This is a genomic window from Streptomyces sp. NPDC012637 (assembly GCF_042954805.1).
Taxonomy (GTDB): domain Bacteria; phylum Actinomycetota; class Actinomycetes; order Streptomycetales; family Streptomycetaceae; genus Streptomyces.
Map to the genome: position 1 here is coordinate 280492 of NZ_JBIBDS010000003.1, position 18303 is coordinate 298794.

18 protein-coding genes and 1 pseudogene are annotated in these 18303 nt (G+C 72.9%); 9 read left to right on the forward strand and 10 right to left on the reverse strand.

Going from position 1 to position 18303, the window contains the following annotated elements:
• Window positions 1–29: 29 nt before the first annotated feature.
• A complete protein-coding gene (locus tag ACFY8W_RS14305) occupies window positions 30–773 on the reverse strand; it encodes an SDR family NAD(P)-dependent oxidoreductase (protein WP_391104520.1) in 744 nt (247 codons plus the stop codon).
• Between the two features lie 133 nt (window positions 774–906).
• Here ACFY8W_RS14305 and ACFY8W_RS14310 point away from each other — a divergent pair, with 133 nt between their 5' ends.
• The 3 genes from ACFY8W_RS14310 (at window position 907) to ACFY8W_RS14320 (ending at window position 5035) form a co-directional block, all read left to right on the forward strand.
• Window positions 907–2541, forward strand: a complete 1635-nt coding sequence (locus tag ACFY8W_RS14310; RefSeq protein ID WP_391104523.1) for an alkaline phosphatase D family protein — start codon at window positions 907–909, stop codon at window positions 2539–2541.
• Between the two features lie 112 nt (window positions 2542–2653).
• On the forward strand, window positions 2654–4036 hold the full coding sequence (locus ACFY8W_RS14315; RefSeq protein ID WP_391104526.1) for a Bcr/CflA family efflux MFS transporter: 1383 nt from the start codon (window positions 2654–2656) through the stop codon (window positions 4034–4036).
• Window positions 4037–4045: 9 nt separating this feature from the next.
• Window positions 4046–5035 (forward strand): small ribosomal subunit Rsm22 family protein, encoded by a 990-nt coding sequence (locus ACFY8W_RS14320; protein ID WP_391104528.1) that lies wholly within the window; start codon window positions 4046–4048, stop codon window positions 5033–5035.
• 146 nt (window positions 5036–5181) lie between these two features.
• Here ACFY8W_RS14320 and ddaH read toward each other — a convergent pair whose 3' ends face one another.
• Window positions 5182–6015, reverse strand: a complete 834-nt coding sequence (gene ddaH, locus ACFY8W_RS14325; protein ID WP_391104531.1) for a dimethylargininase — start codon at window positions 6013–6015, stop codon at window positions 5182–5184.
• A gap of 185 nt (window positions 6016–6200) precedes the next feature.
• Between ddaH and ACFY8W_RS14330 the strand changes: the two genes are divergently transcribed.
• Both ACFY8W_RS14330 and ACFY8W_RS14335 read left to right on the forward strand, forming a co-directional pair.
• Window positions 6201–6827 (forward strand): TetR/AcrR family transcriptional regulator C-terminal ligand-binding domain-containing protein, encoded by a 627-nt coding sequence (locus tag ACFY8W_RS14330; RefSeq protein WP_391104534.1) that lies wholly within the window; start codon window positions 6201–6203, stop codon window positions 6825–6827.
• A gap of 97 nt (window positions 6828–6924) precedes the next feature.
• The gene (locus ACFY8W_RS14335; protein ID WP_391104536.1) at window positions 6925–7704 is read left to right on the forward strand and encodes a bifunctional DNA primase/polymerase; all 780 of its coding nucleotides are present in this window, start codon (window positions 6925–6927) and stop codon (window positions 7702–7704) included.
• 198 nt (window positions 7705–7902) lie between these two features.
• Here ACFY8W_RS14335 and ACFY8W_RS14340 read toward each other — a convergent pair whose 3' ends face one another.
• From ACFY8W_RS14340 to efeO, 4 genes are read right to left on the reverse strand one after another with little or no spacing between them, the layout of a single operon-like run.
• Window positions 7903–8913, reverse strand: a complete 1011-nt coding sequence (locus ACFY8W_RS14340) for a hypothetical protein (RefSeq protein ID WP_391104539.1) — start codon at window positions 8911–8913, stop codon at window positions 7903–7905.
• Window positions 8873–9757: an iron uptake transporter permease EfeU gene (gene efeU / locus ACFY8W_RS14345; RefSeq protein ID WP_391104542.1), complete on the reverse strand. Its 885-nt coding sequence runs from the start codon at window positions 9755–9757 to the stop codon at window positions 8873–8875. The genes ACFY8W_RS14340 and efeU overlap by 41 nt, the downstream gene beginning before the upstream one ends.
• An 18-nt stretch (window positions 9758–9775) precedes the next feature.
• Window positions 9776–11068, reverse strand: a complete 1293-nt coding sequence (gene efeB, locus ACFY8W_RS14350; protein ID WP_391104544.1) for an iron uptake transporter deferrochelatase/peroxidase subunit — start codon at window positions 11066–11068, stop codon at window positions 9776–9778.
• A 14-nt stretch (window positions 11069–11082) separates the two neighbouring features.
• Window positions 11083–12249, reverse strand: coding sequence for an iron uptake system protein EfeO (gene efeO / locus ACFY8W_RS14355; RefSeq protein WP_391104547.1), 1167 nt, complete (start codon window positions 12247–12249; stop codon window positions 11083–11085).
• Window positions 12250–12691: 442 nt separating this feature from the next.
• On the opposite strand from efeO, the gene ACFY8W_RS14360 reads away from it, so the two are divergent.
• A complete protein-coding gene (locus ACFY8W_RS14360) occupies window positions 12692–13378 on the forward strand; it encodes a PhzF family phenazine biosynthesis protein (protein WP_391104548.1) in 687 nt (228 codons plus the stop codon).
• A 42-nt stretch (window positions 13379–13420) separates the two neighbouring features.
• On the opposite strand, the gene ACFY8W_RS14365 is transcribed toward ACFY8W_RS14360, so the two are convergent.
• Both ACFY8W_RS14365 and map read right to left on the reverse strand, forming a co-directional pair.
• On the reverse strand, window positions 13421–14074 hold the full coding sequence (locus tag ACFY8W_RS14365; RefSeq protein WP_391104550.1) for a biliverdin-producing heme oxygenase: 654 nt from the start codon (window positions 14072–14074) through the stop codon (window positions 13421–13423).
• Between the two features lie 124 nt (window positions 14075–14198).
• On the reverse strand, window positions 14199–15056 hold the full coding sequence (map, locus tag ACFY8W_RS14370; protein ID WP_391104552.1) for a type I methionyl aminopeptidase: 858 nt from the start codon (window positions 15054–15056) through the stop codon (window positions 14199–14201).
• Window positions 15057–15113: 57 nt separating this feature from the next.
• On the opposite strand from map, the gene ACFY8W_RS14375 reads away from it, so the two are divergent.
• A complete protein-coding gene (locus ACFY8W_RS14375) occupies window positions 15114–15389 on the forward strand; it encodes a hypothetical protein (RefSeq protein WP_391104554.1) in 276 nt (91 codons plus the stop codon).
• Window positions 15390–15637: 248 nt separating this feature from the next.
• Here the strand turns inward: ACFY8W_RS14375 and ACFY8W_RS14380 are convergent, their stop codons facing one another.
• Together ACFY8W_RS14380 and ACFY8W_RS14385 are read right to left on the reverse strand one after the other, a co-directional pair.
• Window positions 15638–16339 (reverse strand): zf-HC2 domain-containing protein, encoded by a 702-nt coding sequence (locus ACFY8W_RS14380; RefSeq protein WP_391104556.1) that lies wholly within the window; start codon window positions 16337–16339, stop codon window positions 15638–15640.
• Between the two features lie 170 nt (window positions 16340–16509).
• Window positions 16510–17082, reverse strand: a pseudogene (locus ACFY8W_RS14385) (RNA polymerase sigma factor); the annotation flags it as partial.
• Window positions 17083–17195: 113 nt separating this feature from the next.
• Between ACFY8W_RS14385 and ACFY8W_RS14390 the strand changes: the two are divergent.
• Both ACFY8W_RS14390 and ACFY8W_RS14395 read left to right on the forward strand, forming a co-directional pair.
• On the forward strand, window positions 17196–17699 hold the full coding sequence (locus ACFY8W_RS14390; RefSeq protein WP_391104558.1) for a copper-binding protein: 504 nt from the start codon (window positions 17196–17198) through the stop codon (window positions 17697–17699).
• Between the two features lie 22 nt (window positions 17700–17721).
• Entirely contained in the window at window positions 17722–18222 is a 501-nt protein-coding gene (locus ACFY8W_RS14395; protein ID WP_391104560.1) for a hypothetical protein, read from the forward strand.
• The last annotated feature ends 81 nt before the right edge of the window (window positions 18223–18303 follow it).

Below are 18303 nucleotides of genomic sequence, written 5' to 3' on the forward strand. Positions count from 1 at the left end.
CCGCCCTCGGCTCGCCCCCTGCTCCGCCCTCAGCCCCGCCCGATGTACGGCATCGTCGTCGCCATCACCGTCGCGAACTGCACGTTCGCCTCCAGCGGCAGAGCCGCCATGTGCACCACCGTCGCCGCCACGTCCGCCGCGTCCATCACCGGCTCCACCGCCAGCTCCCCGTTGGCCTGGAGGATCCCGGTCTGCATCCGCGCCGTCATCTCCGTCGCCGCGTTGCCGATGTCGATCTGACCGCACGCGATCCGGTACGGACGGCCGTCGAGCGACAGGGACTTCGTCAGGCCCGTCATCGCGTGCTTCGTCGCCGTGTACGCGATCGAGTGCGGGCGCGGCACGTGCGCCGAGATCGAGCCGTTGTTGATGATCCGGCCGCCCTGCGGTGACTGCTCCTTCATCGCGCGGAACGCGGCCTGCGCGCACAGGAACGCGCCCGTCAGGTTGACGTCCACGACCGACCGCCAGGTCTCCGGGTCCAGCTCCTCCACCGGCACCCCGCCGCCGGCGAACGTGCCCGCGTTGTTGAAGAGCAGGTCCACCCGGCCCCATCGGGCCCGTACCGCCTCGAAGAGCGACGCCACCTGGTCCGCCGACGTCACGTCCGTCGGCACGCACAGGGAACGGTCGGCAGGCATGTCCGCGGCCGTCTCCTCCAGCGGCTCCGCCCGGCGGCCCGCGAGCGCCACCGACCAGCCCGCCGCCGCGAGGGCCCGCGCCACGCTCCGGCCGATGCCCGAACCCGCTCCCGTCACCACTGCGATGCTCATGGGCGCGCAGCGTACGGCAGACGCGGGCGCCACGAACTCATCCGTCCGACACGTGGATGTTCTGTACCCGACAACGTGAAGTCGTCCCGTCCCCCTGCAATCGGAAGCACAACATCCGTCAGGGGAGGGGACCATGACCGCCGCACCCACCTACGCCGACGAACTGCGCTCCGTCGCCCGCCACTTCGGGCGCCGACACTTCCTCACCGTCACCGGGTCCGCCGCCGCCCTCGCCTTCGCCGTCAACCTCCCGGGCGCCGGCACGGCCGCCGCGGCCGAGCTCGACGCCCGCCGGATCACCGACGACCCCTTCACCCTCGGCGTGGCGTCCGGCGACCCGCTGCCCGGCTCCGTCCTGCTGTGGACCCGGCTCGCCCCCCGCCCGTACGAGACCGGCGGCGGCCTGCCCACCGGCACCCGCGTCGACGTCGCCTGGGAGCTCGCCAAGGACGAGCGCTTCACCCGCGGCCTCCGGCGCGGCACCGCCATCGCGCACCCCGAGTTCGACCACTCCGTGCACGTCGAGGTCGAGCACCTCGCCCCGGGCACCGACTACTTCTACCGCTTCCGCGCCGGCTCCTGGACCAGCCCCGTCGGCCGCACCCGCACCGCGCCCGCGGCCGGCGCCCGCAACACCTCCCTGAAGCTCGCCGCGGTCTCCTGCCAGGCGTACCCGGACGGCTACTTCACCGCCCACCGCCACCTCGCCCAGGAGGACGTCGACGTCGTCTTCCACCTCGGCGACTACATCTACGAGTACGCCGTGCCCTCCACCGCCGCCGACCGCGCCTACGAGCCCGGCACGCTCCCGGACGTGTTCGACCACGAGACGGTCAGCCTGGAGGACTACCGGCTGCGCTACGCCCTCTACAAGTCCGACCCCGACCTGATGGCCGTCCACGCCGCCCACCCCTTCGTCGTCACCTGGGACGACCACGAGGCCGAGGACAACTACGCCGCCGGCATCCCGCAGAACGACCAGTCGCCGGAGGAGTTCCTGATCCGCCGCGCCGCCGCCTACCGCGCCTACTGGGAGAACCAGCCGCTGCGCCGGCCCCAGCGGCCGCTGGGCACGGACATGAAGCTGTACCGGAGGCTGACGTTCGGGCGGCTCGCCCAGTTCGACGTCCTCGACACCCGCCAGTACCGCTCCGACCAGGTCTACGGCGACGGCTGGCAGCTTCCCGGCCCGCTGGTCGACGACCCGTCGCGCACCCTCACCGGCGCCACCCAGGAACGCTGGCTCGTCGACGGCTGGCGCGCCTCGCGCGCCCGGTGGAACGTCCTCCCGCAGCAGGTCATGTTCTCCGAGCGGCGCAACCTGGCGACCGCCGCGTACAAGCTGTCCATGGACGCGTGGGACGGCTACCGGGCCTCCCGGCGGAGGGTCCTCGACGGCGCCGCCGCGGCCGGCGTCGAGAACCTGCTGGTGCTCACCGGAGACGTCCACGTCGCCTTCGCCATGGACATCAAGGAGGACTTCGGCGACCCGTCCTCCCGCACCGTCGGCACCGAGATCGTCACCACGTCCGTGTCCAGCGGCCGGAACGGTGCCGACCGCCCCGCCAACCACGCCACCCTGATGCGGGCCAACCCGCACATGAGGTTCTACAACGGGCGCCGCGGCTACGCGAAGGTCACGCTCGGCCTCGAGAGCGCCCGCGTCGACTTCCGTACGGTGTCCGCCGTCACCACGCCCGGCGCACCCGTCACGACCGCCGCGTCCTTCGTCACGGAGGCCGGCAACCCGGGGCTCACCCCGGCCTGACCTCCGCCGCCCGGCCTCTGCCCAGCCGCCGCCCGACCGCCGCCCGACCTCTGCCGGGCACGTGCCTGACACGCGTAACCTTGCGGAGGATCCCAACGAAACGGAGCAGTCGATGCCGGAGAGCGGCCGGGCCACCGCCAAGGACAGCAGCAGTCACATACCGACGACGGCGGCCACCGCACCGGCCACATCGGCCGCACCGACCACGTCGGCCGCACCGACCACGTCGGCCGCACCGGCCGCGTCGGCCGCACCGACCACATCGGCCGCATCGGCCGCCGCCCGGCGGGCCGGGCTCCTCGTCACCCTCGTCCTCGGCGGGCTCACGGCCCTCCCGCCGCTCTCCATGGACATGTACCTGCCGGCACTGCCGGAGGTCACGGAGGCGCTGGGCGCCCCCGCCGCCACCGTCCAGCTCACCCTGACCGCGTGCCTCGCCGGCATGGCGCTCGGCCAGCTCGTCGTCGGCCCCATGAGCGACAAGTGGGGCCGGCGGCGGCCGCTGCTCGTCGGCATGGTCGTGTACGTCCTCGCCACCGCCGTCTGCGCCTTCGCCCCGTCCGCCGGCCTGCTCATCGGCTTCCGGCTGGCCCAGGGCCTCGCGGGCGCGGCCGGCATCGTGATCGCCCGGGCCGTCGTCCGCGACCTGTACGACGGCGTCGAGATGGCCCGGTTCTTCTCCACCCTGATGCTCATCTCCGGCGCCGCGCCGATCGTGGCGCCGCTCATCGGCGGCCAGATCCTGCGGATCACCGACTGGCGGGGCGTCTTCCACGTCCTCACCGTCGTCGGCCTCGTCCTCACCCTGGTCGTGTGGCGCTTCCTCCACGAGACCCTGCCGCCGGAGCGGCGGCACGCGGGCGGCGTCGGCGAGGCGCTGCGCACCATGCGCGGACTGCTCGCGGACCGGGTCTTCACCGGCTACATGCTGGCCGGCGGTCTCGCCTTCGCCGTCCTCTTCGCCTACATCTCCGCCTCGCCGTTCGTGGTCCAGGAGATCTACGGCGCCTCTCCGCAGACCTTCAGCCTGCTCTTCGGGCTCAACTCGATCGGTCTCGTGGCCGTCGGCCAGGTCAACGGCAAGCTGCTCGTCGGCCGGGTCAGCCTCGACAAGGTGCTCGGCTGGGGCCTCGGCATCATCCTCGTCGCCGCGCTCGCGCTGCTCGTCATGACCAGCGGCGTCCTCGGCGACCCGGGGTTGCCGGCGGTGGCCGCCGGGCTGTTCGTGCTGATGTCGGCGATGGGCCTCGCGATGCCGAACACCAACGCCCAGGCCCTGATGCGCACCCCGCACGCCGCGGGATCCGCCTCCGCGCTGCTCGGCACCTCCTCGTTCCTCATCGGTGCCGTCGCCTCCCCGCTCGTCGGCATCGCCGGCGAGACGACGGCCGTCCCGATGGCCGTCGTCCAGGTGAGCTGCGCGGTCGCCGCCCTCGGCTGCTTCCTGCTGATGTGCCGCCCCTGGCGCACCGGGACGGCCGCGGCCGAACACTAGAATGTCGAGGTGAACGCCTCCCTCCCCTCCGCCGACACCCTGCGCAGCGCGCTCGGCGCGGTCCTCGACGGGCTGCCGCCGCGGCAGGCCGCGCAGGCCGTCGAGCGGCTGATCGCGAACTACCGGGGGGCCACCCCGACCGACGCGCCCGTGCTGCGTGACCGTTCCGACGTCGCCGCCTACGCCGCGTACCGGATGCCGGCCACCTTCGAGGCGGTACGGGCCGCCGTGTACGCCCTCGCGGACGCCGCGCCGGACTGGGCGCCCGCCACGCACACCGACGTCGGCGGCGGGACCGGGGCGGCGAGCTGGGCGGTCGCCGAGGCCTGGGAGGGCGCGGCCCGCACCACCGTCCTGGACTGGGCCGAGCCGGCCCTCACGATCGGCGCGGAGCTCTCCCGCGGCGTCTTCGAGGCAGAGTGGCGCCGGGAGCGGATCGGCGGGGCCCTGCGGCTCGCCGACACCGACCTGGTGACCGTCTCGTACGTCCTCAACGAGCTCACCGAGGCCGACCGCACCGCCCTCGTCACCGAGGCCGCGCGCGCGGCGCGGGCCGTCGTGATCGTCGAGCCGGGCACGCCCGACGGCTACGAGCGGATCATCGCCGCCCGCTCCCTCCTCGTCGGGGCCGGCTTCACCGTCGCCGCGCCCTGCCCGCACAGCGGCGCCTGCCCGATCGTGCCGGGCACCGACTGGTGCCACTTCGCCGCCCGGGTCAGCCGTTCCTCGCTGCACCGGAAGGTGAAGGGCGGCTCGCTGCCGTACGAGGACGAGAAGTACGCGTACGTGGCCGCCGCCCGCTTCCCCGTCGCCCCGGCGGCCTCCCGGGTGACCCGCAGGCCGCAGATCCGCAAGGGTCAGGTGCTGCTCGACCTGTGCGGGCCGGACGGCCTGGCCCGGGAGACGGTCAGCAAGCGGCACGGCGCGCTCTACAAGGAGGCCAGGGACGCCGAGTGGGGCGACCCCTGGCCCCCGGAGGGCCCTCCCGAGGAGGGCTAGGCCGTCTCTTCCGGATCCTGGCCGGGTCCGAAAGGATCGGCATCAGGACCGGGTTCGAAGGGATCGGCATCAGGGCCGGGTCCGAAGGGATCGGCCCAGGCCTCGCCCGGCGGGAGGCCGGACGGGCGCTCGGGGCGGGGCCGGCCCTACTCCGCCCGCAGCTCCTGGGTGCAGCACTTCACGCTGCCGCCGCCCTTGAGCAGCTCGCTCAGGTCCATCCCGAGCGGTTCGAAGCCGCGTGCCCGCAGCGGCTCGAAGAGGCCCACGGCCGCCTGCGGCAGCAGCACGTGCCGGCCGTCGCTCACCGCGTTCAGGCCGAGCACGGCGGCGTCCCCGGCCGAGACGAGCAGGGCGTCCGGGAACAGCCGCTTCAGGACGGCGCGGCTGCCGGGCGAGAAGGCGTCCGGGAAGTACATGATCTCGTCGCGGACGTCGTCCAGGACGCAGAGCGCGGTGTCCAGGTGGTAGTAGCGCGGGTCCACCAGCTCCAGGCCGACCACCGGCCGGCCGAAGAACTCCTGGGCCTCGTGGTGCGAGAGCGGGCTGGAGCGGAAGCCCTGGCCGGCCAGGATCCAGGAGGCGGTCACGGCGAAGTCGCCCTCGCCCTCGTTGACGTGCTCGGGAACCCGTACGTCCGCGTCCGGGTAACCGTTTCTGCGGAACCAGTCCAGGTGCACCGCTGCCTCGGCGGACCGCTCCGGGTGGGCGAACCTCGCGCCGAACACCCGGCCGCCGACCACGGTCGCGCCGTTCGCGGCGTACACCATGTCGGGCAGCCCGGGCACCGGGTCGAGCAGCTCCACGGTGTGGCCGAGCCCGCGGTAGCGGTCGCGCAGGTCCTCCCACTGCGCGAGCGCCAGCGGCAGGTCGACCGGTTTCGTGGGGTCCATCCAGGGGTTGATGGAGTACGTCACCTCGAAGTGCGCGGGTGGGCACATGAGGTAACGGCGGGGCGAGGGCTCACGCGGAGTGGTGCGCAAAGAGGGCTCCTCTACGGTCGCTGGACTGGAGCTCGTCGGCGGGACCGGTCGTCGACGCCGATCGTGAGCCCATGGTCCGCTTTCCGGGGTCGGTGCGCAGTGGACCGTTCGGGTGGTTCGGATGAAGAGCGGGCGACCGGACGGGTGGCGAGACGGGTCGTCTCGCCGCCTGGTAGCGTGGACGCATGTCCGACACCAAGGCGCCCGACTCCTCCCGGCGCAGCGAGCGTTCCCGCCGCGCCATCTACGCCGCCGCCCTCGACCTCGTCTCCGAGCAGGGCTACGCGAAGACCACCGTCGAGGGCATCGCCGCCCGCGCCGGCGTCGGCAAACAGACCATCTACCGCTGGTGGCCCGCCAACTCCAAGGCCGCCGTCCTCATGGAGGCCTTCCTCGACCTCGCCGAGCAGGCCGGCGAGGCGCTGGGCGGCGACGCCCGGAGTGAGATCCCCGACACCGGCGACCTCGCCGCCGACCTCAAGCTGGTGCTCCGCGCCACCGTCGACGAGCTCAACAACCCCGCCTTCGACCGGCCCACCCGCGCGCTCGCCGCCGAGGGCGTCGTCGACCCGGTGCTCGGCGCCGAGTTCACCGCCAAGCTGCTCGAACCCCAGCTCCAGTCCTACGTGCGCCGCATCGAGGCCGCCCAGGCCGCCGGACAGGTCGACCCCGACGTCGACCCGCGGATCGCCCTGGAGCTCCTCGTCGGCCCCCTCCACCACCGCTGGCTCCACCGCACCCTGCCGGTCACCCACGCCTACGCCGACACCCTCGTCGATCTCGCCCTGCGCGGCCTGTCCGCGAAGAAGTGAGACCCCCGGTTCCCGACTCCGGTCACCCGGGGCGCAGGATGGTGGGACCATGGAGGGCCCGTAGGACCGAACGGGCGAGCATGAGGTGAGGGGATAGATGGGCGACGGCATCGGCCGCTACCGCGGCACGGAGAGCAGACTCGCGCAGTGGCTGCGCAGGCGCCCCAAGCAGAGCGCGGCCGACCTGGAGAACGACCGCGAGAAGTCGCTCCTGGCCGTCGCCGCCGCGGGGATGCCCATCGCCCCCGCCGCGTACCCCGTCGGCTACCGCTGTTCCTGCGAGCGGATCGGCTGCCCCACCCCGGCCCGGCACCCGGTCTCCTTCGCCTGGCAGACCCAGTCCACCACCGACCGCGCCCAGATCGAGCGCTGGGCCCGCAACGAGCCCGAGGCCAACTTCATCACCGCCACCGGCATGGTCCACGACGTGCTCGACGTGCCCCTTCCCGCCGGCCGGGCCGCCCTGGACCGGCTGCTCGCCGAGGGCGTCGAGGTCGGACCCGTCGCCGTCTCCGGCGCCGTGGAGGAGCGGCCCGACGAGGGCCGCATGCTCTTCTTCACCGCCACCCGCGGCACGCCCGAGGACGAGGACGAGTGGTGGCCGTGCGAACTGGACTGCCATCCGGAGACCATGGACGAGCATCCGGGCCTGCGCTGGCACTGCCGAGGCTCGTACGTCCTCGTGCCGCCGTCCCGGCTTCCCGGCGACGAGGGCAGTCAGCCCGTCCTCGCCTGGCTCCGCGGCCCCGAGCACGCCCTGCCCGAGCCGCTGAACCTCCTGGAAGCCCTCACCGACGCGTGCGCCCGCCACGCGGCCGCCCGGGCCGAGCAGGGCGCCCCCACCGCGCACGAGCCCGCCTGGCCCCTGAGCCGCTGAGGCCGAGCCGCCGAAGGGGCGGCTCAGCCGAGCCGTCGAGCCCCGTGCTCCGTCGAGCCGCGGGCCCGCTCGGCCGCTGCCTCCGAGCCGAGCCGTCGAGCCCGCGCTGCGTCGAGCCGCGGGCCCGCTCGACCGCGCTGCGTCCGAGCCTCCGAGCCCCGCTGCGTCGAGCCGCGGGCCCGCTCGGCCGGTGACGGCTTACGAGCCCTCCGCCGCCGTCACTCCCTGGAGGCGGGCCAGGACCTCGACGGCCGCGGTCGTCGTACCCGTCGGCTTCACCAGGGCGGACTGGCTGGAGACCCAGCGCTTGGTGACCGTGTTCTTGATCTCGCCGGTCATCAGGGCCCGCACCTCCGGGCCGACCTTCGGGCGGTAGCCGGGCGCGGCCGTCTGGCGCTCGAAGTAGCGGGTGGCGAAGAAGACCAGGGCGCCGCCGTCCTCCGTCGCGAGGGCGAGCGGGGCGAAGTCGCCGCGGTTCTCGACCTGGTCGACGTACTGGGTGGCGAGGCCCGGCCGGGTGCCCGCCTTCTTGCGGTCGTCGCGCCAGCCGGTGGTGTGCGGGCCGGGCGCGAACGGCCCCTCCTGCCCGTCCTTCAGGAAGGACACGTAGCGCTCGCCCAGTTGCGCCGGCGCGACCGCCACGGCGGCGCTGTCGGCGGCGACCGGCACCGCGTACCCCGCCTCCTTCTTGAACGCGGGGATCTCGTCCGGCGTCAGGATCGACAGATAGGCGACCTCCCACGGCTGGGAGGCGCTGCCGCGCACGAAGACGAGCAGCCAGCGGGTGTCGCCGGAGTCCTTGTCGGTGTCGCGGTTGGAGTCGGTGTCGGCGACGAACCAGCGCGGCCAGCCCGCCTTGCGCGGTATGACGAACTTCGCGTCCGTGAGCTCCAGCGGCGAGTGGTCCTTGTTGCCGTCCGGGCTGATCTTCTGGCGCGACCGCAGACCCGCCTGGTTGATCTCCCCGAGCGGACCGGTGACCCGGCCCGCGTCCAGGGCCGGGTCGTAGGCCTTGTCGGCCTTGTTGTAGGCGTCCGTGAAGTCCTTGACGGCCCGGTCGGCCTCGGCCTCGCTCGCCGCCGGGATCAGCTCCCGCTCGCCGTGCACGGTCACGCACCCGCTCGCGCCCAGCGCGAGGACGGACGCCGTGACCGCCGCGAGGAGCGTGTCAGCCTGCCGCCTCGGCCCGGTTCGCCTCAGCCTTCTCATCGGTCTCGGTCGCCTTCTGCTTCTCCACCCGCCTGGACGGACCCGACCCTACCGGGGCCAGGAAGATCGCGAGCGTGGGGATCAGATACAGGGCCCACACCGTGACCTGAACGACCGTCGGATCGGGCTGGAAGTTGAACACGCCCTTGAGCAGCGTGCCGTACCAGCTGTCCGGCGGGATCGTCGCGGAGACGTCGAAGGCCTTGTTCTCCAGACCGCTCAGGAAGCGCGCCTCCTGGAGGTCGTGCACGCCGTACGCGAGCACGCCGGCCGCCACCACGACCAGCATGCCGCCGGTCCAGGTGAAGAACTTCGCCAGGTTGATCCTCAGCGCGCCCCGGTAGAACAGCCAGCCCAGGAACACCGCCGTGAGCAGGCCGAGCACCACGCCGGCCAGCGGCGCGTACGTGCCGTCCGAGGAGGCCCGCACCGACGCCCACACGAACAGCGCCGTCTCCAGGCCCTCGCGGCCCACCGCCAGGAAGGCGGTCGCGACCAGCGCGCCCGTGCCCATCTGCAGCGCGGCGTCCAGCCTGCCGTGCAGCTCGGCCCTCAGGTGCCGCGCGGTGCGCCGCATCCAGAAGACCATCCAGGTCACGAGCACCACGGCGAGGATCGACAGCGAGCCGCCGAGCAGCTCCTGCGCCTCGAAGGTCAGCTCCTGCGAGCCGAACTCCAGGCCGGCGCCGAAGGCGAGCGCGAGCCCGACCGCGACGCCGATGCCGATCCAGATCGGCTTCAGGGCGTCACGGCGGTCCGTCTTCACCAGGTAGGCGATGAGGATGCAGACGACGAGGCTGGCCTCGAGGCCCTCACGCAGGCCGATCAGATAGTTCCCGAACACGTCGGACTCCTTCTTGGATCACGCGAACAGCGCCCGGCCCCACCAGTCGTCCTTGTCGCGGACGCCCGGCGGGACCGCGAAGATCGCCGAACCCACGTGCTGGATGTACTCGTTGAGGACGTCGGCCGCCAGCGACGTCTGCACCGGGATGAAGCCGGTGCGGACGTCCTTCTGGTACGCGAGGAAGAACAGGCCCGTCTCCAGGCGGCCGAGACCGTCCGTGCCGTCCGTGAAGGAGTAGCCGCGGCGCAGGATCGTCGCGCCGTTGTTGGAGTCCGGGTGCGCGAGCCGTACGTGCGCCTCCGGCTTCATCGCCTTCAGGAACGGCTCGTCGTGCTCCTTGGCCTTGCCGACGGGCGCGCCTTCCTTCTTGTCGCGGCCGAAGATGTCCTCCTGCTCCTGGAGCGGAGTGCGGTCCCAGATCTCGACGTTCATCCGGATCCGGCGCGCGACCAGGTACGAGCCGCCGTCCATCCAGGCCGCCGGGCCCTGGGCGGCCTTGCCGGACACCCAGACGTGCTTGTCGAGGCGCGCCGTGTCGGTGCCCGCGATGTTGCGGGTGCCGTCCTTGAACCCGAACAGGTTGCGCGGGGTCTGCGCGTCCGGGGTGGTCGAGGACGTCTTGCCGAAGCCGAGCTGCGACCAGCGCACCGCGACCTTGCCGAAGCCGATCCGGGCCAGGTTGCGGATGGCGTGCACCGCGACCTGCGGGTCGTCGGCGCAGGCCTGGATGCAGATGTCGCCGTTGCTGCGCGCCTTGTCGAGGTTGTCGCCGGGGAACTTCGGCAGGTCGACCAGTGCTTCGGGCCGCCGGTCCCGCAGGCCGAAGCGGCCGTCGAAGAGCGAGGGGCCGAAGCCGATGGTGAGGGTCAGCCGGGAGGGCTTGAGGCCGAGCGCCTCGCCGGTGTCGTCCGGCGGGGCCTCGGGCAGACCGCCGTAGGCGCCCTCGCCGACCTCGTGACCCGCCGTCATGCGCTCGGCGGCCCGGGTCCAGTCCTTCAGGAGCTGGATCAGCTCCTCGCGGTCCTTCGTCTTCACGTCGAAGGCCGCGAAGTGCAGCCGGTCCTGGACCGGGGTGGCGATGCCGGCCTGGTGCGCGCCGTGGAAGGGGACGGCGCCGCCGAAGTCGGCGACCGGGGCGGTGTCGTCCGTACGGCCCTGGGCCAGGACCACGGCGCCGCCCGCCGCGGCGGCGCCGAGCGCGAGCCCGGCACCGCCCCAGCCGATGACGCTGCGGCGGGAGGGCGCGCCGCCGCCCTGCTGCTCGGAGGCCCCGGTGCTCCCGGCGGCCTCGGTGTGCTGCTCGGTCATCTCTGCGTCCCCCGTTACTTCACGACCGCGGCGGCGAGCTTGGAGAGCGGCTCGCCCAGCGCGTTCACGCCGTCCGAGAGCTCCTTGCGCTGCTCCTTGGAGACCTTGTCGTACGAGGTGAAGACGTAGCTCGCCTTGTCCGTGCGGTACTTGTCGAGCAGCGTGTTCAGGGCGGCGAACTGCTTGTCGAGCTCGGCGACCAGCTTCGGGTCGTTCTTCTGGGCGACCGGCTTGAGCAGCTCGAAGGCCTTCTGGGCGCCCTCGACGTTGGCCTTGAAGTCGACCAGGTCGGTGTGGGAGTAACGCTCCTCCTCGCCGGTGACCTTGCGGGAGGCGACCTCGTCCAGGAGCTCCTTGGCGCCGTTGGCCATCGAGGTCGGGGTGATGTCGGCCTTGCCGGCCCGCTTCACCCAGTCCGCGAGGTCCTTGTCGAGGAGGTCGGCGAGCTGCTTCTCGCGGTCGCCGATCTTCTTGTCCTGCCACAGCGCCTTCTCCAGGCGGTGCCAGCCGGTCCAGTCCTTCGCCGGGTCCTGGCCCTCCTCCAGGCCGTCCTCGCGGACGTCGACCTTCGGGTCGATGTCGCCGAAGGACTCGGCGACCGGCTCGGTGCGCTCCCAGCCGATGCGTGAGTCGGCGTAGGCGGCCTTGGCGGCCTCGACGTCGCCGGCGCGGACGGCGTCGGTGAACTTCTTCACCTTGGGCAGCGTCTCGTCGGCCTGCGCCTGCACGTACTGGCGGTAGGCGGCGACGGCGGCGTCCATCTCGGGGGAGCGCTTGGCGGCGCCGGCACCGGCACCGGCGCCGGTGGCCTTGACCTGCTGGCGGATACCGTCGCCCTTCATGCCGGGCTTGCAGGCGATCTCGTAGTCGCCGGCCTTGATCTCGGCGGTGATGGTGGCCTTGGTGCCGGGGCCGATGTTCTCGCGCTCGGTGACGATGCGGTCGTCCGGGTAGAGGACGTAGACCTCGGTGACCTTGCTGCCGCGGTTCTCCACGTTCAGCTTGAGGTGACCGGCCGGGAAGTCCTTCTTGGAGACCTCGCAGGAGTCGTCCTTCGCGACCACGGTGATCGCACCGTCAGCGCCCTTGGAGTCGTCGCTTTTCTGCGCGCAGCCCGTGACGGCGGCCAGGGTCGCCGCGGTCGCGGCGGCGGTGACGACGGAGAGACGGACGGCTCGCATGTGGGCTCCACTCGGGGACGGAGGGCGGGGGCGGGGGTGAGGCGGACCTAACTTAACCGAGGCTTACCTCAGCCATACCCGCCCGTCCAGTGATTCAGCTCTCAGGTCCGGCGGACCGGACACGGCGCGGTCACAGGGGGCTCATGGGGTTTTCACGGCTTGGTCAAGGGCCGGTCAAGCGGGGCGTATTGTCCGCATTTCGGTTACGCGCGGGTAGGGCGGAGGGTGTGGGTGCCGCGCGCACGCGCAGCACGAGCGGGGCCGGTCCGCGGGTCGGCGGGGCTGGTCCTGGACGGGCGCGACCGCGTGGTGGCGGCCCTCGCGGAGGGGCCGGACCCGGTGGCCGTGGGGCCGGACCGGAGCGACGGCGAGGACGGCACGCCCACCCGGCCGATTCCGGGTGGTGCCGCGGAACGGAACGCCTTGATGCTTCAATTCCGTCATGAACACGACCGAGACGAGCCTCTTGGCCGCCACTGACATCGACGTCCTGCGGGTCTTCTGTGCGGGCGACGGCCGGTACGGCAACGCCCTCGGCGTCGTGCGCGACGGGCGGACCTATCCCCACGAGGCCGCCCGGCAGGCGCTCGCGAAGGAACTCGGCTTCAGCGAGACCGTGTTCGTCGACGACCCCGAGCGCGGGACCGTCGACATCTACACGCCCGGAGTCCGCCTGCCCTTCGCCGGGCACCCGCTCGTCGGCGTGGCCTGGCTGCTCGACGTGGAGGTGGTCTGCCCGCCGGCCGGCGAGGTGTGGGTGCGCGGGGACGGGGAGTTCACCTGGATCGAGGCCCGTGCCGAGTGGGCCCCGCCGCGCACGCTGCGCCAGTACGGCTCCGCCGCCGAGGTCGACGCCCTCGAGGTGCCCGAGCCGGGGGAGTGGATCTACGCCTGGGCCTGGGAGGAGGAGGCCGCCGGCCGGGTCAGGGCGCGTGGCTTCCCCGGCCGCGGCGACGGCATCGACGAGGACGAGGCGACGGGCGCGGCGGCGCTGCTGCTCACCGCCGAACTGGGCCGCGCCCTCAACATCACCCAGGGACTGGGCTCGCAGATGCTCACCGCGCCCGGCCCCGACGGCATCATCGAACTCGGCGGCCGGGTCCGCCTGGAGCGGACCCTGACCGTCTGAGCACGTGAGTGCGTGAGCGCGCGGGCCCTGCCCGTCCGGGCGTCAGGCGGCGCTGAGCGGGAACTCGCCCGACAGCTCCCGGAACACCGCGCCGTTGAAGTCGAACGCGCGCTTGCACTCGTCGACGATCCGCTGCTTCTCCAGGTCGTCGGCGTTCACCCCGTCGAGCAGCTCCCGGTACGCCCGCTTGAAGGCGGCCGGGTTGCCGATGTCCTCGAAGACGTAGAAGCGCACGCCGTCGCCCTTGCGCGTGAAGCCCCACGTGCGCTCGGCCTTGTCGCGGATGATCTGGCCGCCCGAGAGGTCGCCGAGGTAGCGGGTGTAGTGGTGCGCCACGTAGCCCGCCGGCCAGTCGCGGGCGCACTCGGCGATCCGCGCCGCGTACGCCTCGGTGGCGGGCAGCGCGGTCAGCCCGGCGCGCCAGCCGGGCCCGCGCAGGTGGGCGAGGTCCTGCTCCAGGGCCTCCGTGCGGAACAGCTCCGGCTGTATGAAGGGCCCGGCGACCGGGTCGGCCTTCAGGGCCTCCGCGCCGTCCTCGAGCGCCCGGTACACGAACCACAGCTGCTCCGTGTAGCGGGCGTAGGCGTCGACGGCCAGCCGTCCGCCGAGGAGGTCGCTCATGAACGACGACGACTCCGCTTCCGTGTGCTGCTCGTGCGAGGCGGTGCGGATGAGCGTCGAGAAGGGCGTGTCCAAGGCGTGCCTCCGGGACCGTCGGGACCGTAGGGGTCGGGAACCACTGCCGATAGTGCCGACTTAGGCATACCTAAGTCAATTGGTTCCCGACGTCCTGTCGGTAAGAACGTACCCCTCTGACGCGTCAGGGCAACGTGAGGATCTCGGCCCCGTTCTCCGTCACCACGAGCGTGTGCTCGAACTGCGCGGTCCGCTTCCGGTCCTTGGTCACCACGGTCCAGCCGTCGTCCCACATGTCGTACTCGTGGGTGCCCAGCGTCAGCATCGGCTCGATGGTGAAGGTCATGCCCGGCTGCATCACCGTCGTGTGGTGCGGCGAGTCGTAGTGCGGAATGATCAGCCCGGAATGGAACGACGAGTTGATGCCGTGCCCGGTGAAGTCCCGCACCACGCCGTAGCCGAAGCGCTTGGCGTACGACTCGATGACCCGGCCGATGATGTTGACCTGGCGGCCCGGCTTGACCGCCTTGATGGCCCGGTTCAGGGACTCCCGGGTCCGCTCGACGAGCAGCCGGGACTCCTCGTCCACGTCGCCGCACAGGTAGGTGGCGTTGTTGTCGCCGTGCACGCCGCCGATGAACGCGGTCACGTCCAGGTTCACGATGTCGCCGTCCTTCAGGACGGTCGAGTCGGGGATGCCGTGGCAGATGACCTCGTTGACCGACGAGCACAGCGACTTCGGGAAGCCGCGGTAGCCGAGCGTGGAGGGGTAGGCGCCGTGGTCGCACAGGAACTCGTGGGCGACCCGGTCCAGCTCGTCCGTGGTGACGCCCGGCGCGATGTGCTTGGCGGCCTCCTCCATCGCCTGTGCGGCGAGGCGGCCGGCCACGCGCATCCGCTCGATCGTGTCGGCGTCCTGCACCTCAGGACCGGTGTACGGCGTGGGGGCGGGCTTTCCGACGTACTCGGGACGGCGGATGGACCCGGGAACGGAACGGTGGGGGGAGAGCTCCCCCGGTACGAGAAGCGACTGGCCAGACATGTCAGCGAGTCTAACGACCGCGTCTGGGGCAGCATGGTGACGGAGGAAGGAGCCGACATGGCCCTGTTCAAGAAGCGCACGTCGGGCAAGCCGGGCGAGTGGTACTACTGCCTGGAGCACAAGAAGGTCGAGGAGGGCCCCGAGTGCCCGGCCAAGAACCGCTTCGGCCCGTACACCAGCCGTGAGGAGGCCGCCCACGCCATGGAGACCGCCCGGGAGCGGAACCTGGAGTGGGACACCGACCCGCGCTGGCACGACAGGACGGGCGACAGGACGGGCGACGGACCGGCTGGCGGCGACGACCCGGGCGACCAGGACGGCTTCGGCCGCTAGGGCCTGTCGTCACACTCCCGCCTGTTCCGCGACGCCGTGCACGTGCTCTCGCCGCACCGGGCACAAGCCCGAGCACGTCCCGTACGAGGCCCTGCGCCAGGCACGCCGAGAGCACGCACCTGACGCCGCAGGGCCGCCCTCCGGGCGACGACGGGAGTCCGACGACAGGACCCAGGAGGTGTCCGGAAAGCAGCTCCGTCTGCCCGCAGGCCAGGCGGGACTTCGCGGACACGCCCTGCGCCCACCCCCTAGGGTGCGGCGGCCGTGCCGTCGAAGCGGGCCTCGGCGAGGACGGTGCCGTCCGGGGCCAGGAGGCGGGCGCCCGCCACCGCGCCGGGATCCACTCCGGTGACCGGCGCGCCCCAGTATCCGTAACCACCCTTCAGAGGGAACGACCCCACGGGCCTGGTCGACCCGTCGGCGCCCACGAGGACGCAGCGCACCGGGCCGCCGGCGGCCCGGTCCAGGTCGACCGACATGTACACCCAGCCGCCGGCCCCCGCATGGGCGTAGAACCGGCCCACCTCCTGGCCGTCGGCGAGCAGCGCCGCCTCCCGCAGCCGCGTCCCGTCCGTCCGCTCGGCCACCGTCGGCGGGCCCTGGACCGCCGTGCCGACCGCCCAGCCGCCGAAGCCGAAGGCCAACGCGCCGGCGACGGCCGCCGCCGCGAGCCGCAGGCGCCGCCCGCGGACGCGCCCCGCCCGCCGTGGCGCGGGCGGCTCAGGGGCCACGACCCGGACCACCCGGGTCTCGAAGCCGACCGGCGGTTCGGCCTCCGGCAGCAGCCCGAGCAGCCCGTCGCCGACCGCCGTCAGCTCCCGGACCCGCTCCCGGCAGTCCGGGCAGCCGTCCAGATGGGCCACCGCCTCGGCCCGCTCCCGGGCCGGCAGGACCCCGAGCGCCAGCTCGGCGACCTGTTCCCGCAGCCGCTCGCACTCCGGGCCGCTCACGGCTTCTCCTCCTCCCCGTCCTCGGGCTCCCCTTCCTCGGGCCGCCTCTCTCCGGGCCGCCTCTCTCCGGGCTTCCTCTCTCTGGGCTTCCTCTCTCCGACCTTCCTCTCTCCGATCGTGCTTTCCCCGTGCTCCCTTTCTCCGAGGTCCCCTTCCTCGGGCCCGCCTTCTTCGAGCAGCGCCCGCACCCGGAGCATCCCCGTCCTGATCCGCGTCTTGGCCGTGCCCAGCGGGATGCCCTCGACCCCGGCGACCTCCCGCGCCGTCATCCCGTAGATCCCCGCCATCACCAGCGCCCGGGCCTGCCCCCGCGGCAGCGCCGCCACCGCCCGCCGCACCCGCCGCGCGCTCTCGTCGGCGAGCGCCCACCGCTCCGGCGTCTCGGTCACCAGGCCGAGCAGCGCGTCCAGGTCCTCCGGCGGGACCGGGCTGGCCCGCCGTGCCCGTACCGCGTCGACCGCCAGGTTGTGGGCGACGGCCGTCAGCCAGGTCCGCACCGAACCGCGCCGCGGGTCGTACACCTGCGCGTGCCGCCACGCCCGCTCGAAGGTCTGCTGGGCGATGTCCTCGGCGAGCTGGGGATCACGGACGACGGCGACGGCCACACCGAAGACGGTGCGCTGGAAACGGCGCACGAACGCGACCGCGATCTCCGGATCGCCCGTCGTCAGCCCGGAGAGCAGTGCCTCGTCGGACACCCGCCCGAGGGGCAGGCCTCCGAGGGGAAGGGCCATGCGCCGCATACCCGTGGATACGTTCCGTCGCCCCGAGGGGATTGCCTACGGCCATTGTCCGCCGCACGTCCGCCGCAATCCCTTCCCGCGGCTGCGCCGTATCCCCTGCGGAGGACCGAACCATGACGTACTCACGCAGCACCCGAGGCACCCGCCGCAGCCGACGCGACCGAGTGGCGCTCGGCGTGTCGGCCGCCGCTCTCACCGCCCTGCTGGCCGCCGCGTGCGGCGACGGAGACGGCGACGGGGGCGGCGCCACCACCACTCCGCCGCCGGCCGACACGACGGCCTCGACCCAGGTCGACGCGACGCTCTCCGACTTCCGCATCACGTTCTCGCAGGAGACCTTCGCGCCCGGCGACTACACGTTCACCGCGAAGAACACCGGGCAGCACGACCACGCCCTGGAGTTCGAGGGGCCCGGCGGCGAGAACCGCAGCGAGACCATCGGACCCGGGGGGTCCACGACCCTGAAGGTGACCCTCGAGTCCGGCACGTACGAGGTCTACTGCCCCGTCGACGGCCACAAGGACAGGGGCATGAAGACCGAGATCACCGTGGGCGCCGGTACGAACGGCACGCCGGACGAGAGCCCCGGCACCGACAGCCCCGGCACCGGCTACTAGAGACGGCCACGAGGAGCCGGACATGGCTACGAGACGGACGGTGGCGACGGTCGTGCTGCGCGTCGCGGCCGCGGGCCTGACCGCCGCGATGGCCGGGATCCACCTGCACCTGTGGGACTCCGGATACCGGGACCTCGCCACCATCGGTGCGCTGTTCCTGTTCAACGGCGTCGTCGGCTGCGTCCTCGCCGTGGCGCTGCTCGTCACGCCCACGCGGTGGCTCGGGCCGGTGGCCGCCGTGACGGCGCTGTTCACGGCAGGGTCCCTGGGCGCGCTGTTCCTCAGCCTCACCACGGGCCTGTTCGGCTTCCAGGAGTCGCCGGACGCGGAGCTGGTGCGGCCCACCCTGGGCCTGGAGACGGCGGGCGTGATCGTCCTGACCACACTGGCGGTGGCCACGCTCAGCCACCACCACTTCCAGCACCTCCCTCACCCCTTGCATCCCCCGCACTCCCACCCGGACCCGCACCGGGAGCCGGACCCTCACCCCCGACCTCACCCCCGCCACCGTCCCGGGAGGTGAGGACGGCCCGTACGACGTGGGGTCAGGCCGCTGCCGCGCCAGGGCGCGAGGTCGGGGAGGAGGCGGGCGAGGCGATGCACG

Bases quoted from the DNA above. Each gene is read 5' to 3' on its own strand.
- ACFY8W_RS14305 (WP_391104520.1), bottom strand. From the start codon at position 773: ATGAGCATCGCAGTGGTGACGGGAGCGGGTTCGGGCATCGGCCGGAGC.
- ACFY8W_RS14310 (WP_391104523.1), top strand. From the start codon at position 907: ATGACCGCCGCACCCACCTACGCCGACGAACTGCGCTCCGTCGCCCGC.
- ACFY8W_RS14315 (WP_391104526.1), top strand. From the start codon at position 2,654: ATGCCGGAGAGCGGCCGGGCCACCGCCAAGGACAGCAGCAGTCACATA.
- ACFY8W_RS14330 (WP_391104534.1), top strand. From the start codon at position 6,201: ATGTCCGACACCAAGGCGCCCGACTCCTCCCGGCGCAGCGAGCGTTCC.
- ACFY8W_RS14335 (WP_391104536.1), top strand. From the start codon at position 6,925: ATGGGCGACGGCATCGGCCGCTACCGCGGCACGGAGAGCAGACTCGCG.
- ACFY8W_RS14340 (WP_391104539.1), bottom strand. From the start codon at position 8,913: ATGAGAAGGCTGAGGCGAACCGGGCCGAGGCGGCAGGCTGACACGCTC.
- efeB (WP_391104544.1), bottom strand. From the start codon at position 11,068: ATGACCGAGCAGCACACCGAGGCCGCCGGGAGCACCGGGGCCTCCGAG.
- efeO (WP_391104547.1), bottom strand. From the start codon at position 12,249: ATGCGAGCCGTCCGTCTCTCCGTCGTCACCGCCGCCGCGACCGCGGCG.
- ACFY8W_RS14360 (WP_391104548.1), top strand. From the start codon at position 12,692: ATGAACACGACCGAGACGAGCCTCTTGGCCGCCACTGACATCGACGTC.
- map (WP_391104552.1), bottom strand. From the start codon at position 15,056: ATGTCTGGCCAGTCGCTTCTCGTACCGGGGGAGCTCTCCCCCCACCGT.
- ACFY8W_RS14375 (WP_391104554.1), top strand. From the start codon at position 15,114: ATGGCCCTGTTCAAGAAGCGCACGTCGGGCAAGCCGGGCGAGTGGTAC.
- ACFY8W_RS14390 (WP_391104558.1), top strand. From the start codon at position 17,196: ATGACGTACTCACGCAGCACCCGAGGCACCCGCCGCAGCCGACGCGAC.
- ACFY8W_RS14395 (WP_391104560.1), top strand. From the start codon at position 17,722: ATGGCTACGAGACGGACGGTGGCGACGGTCGTGCTGCGCGTCGCGGCC.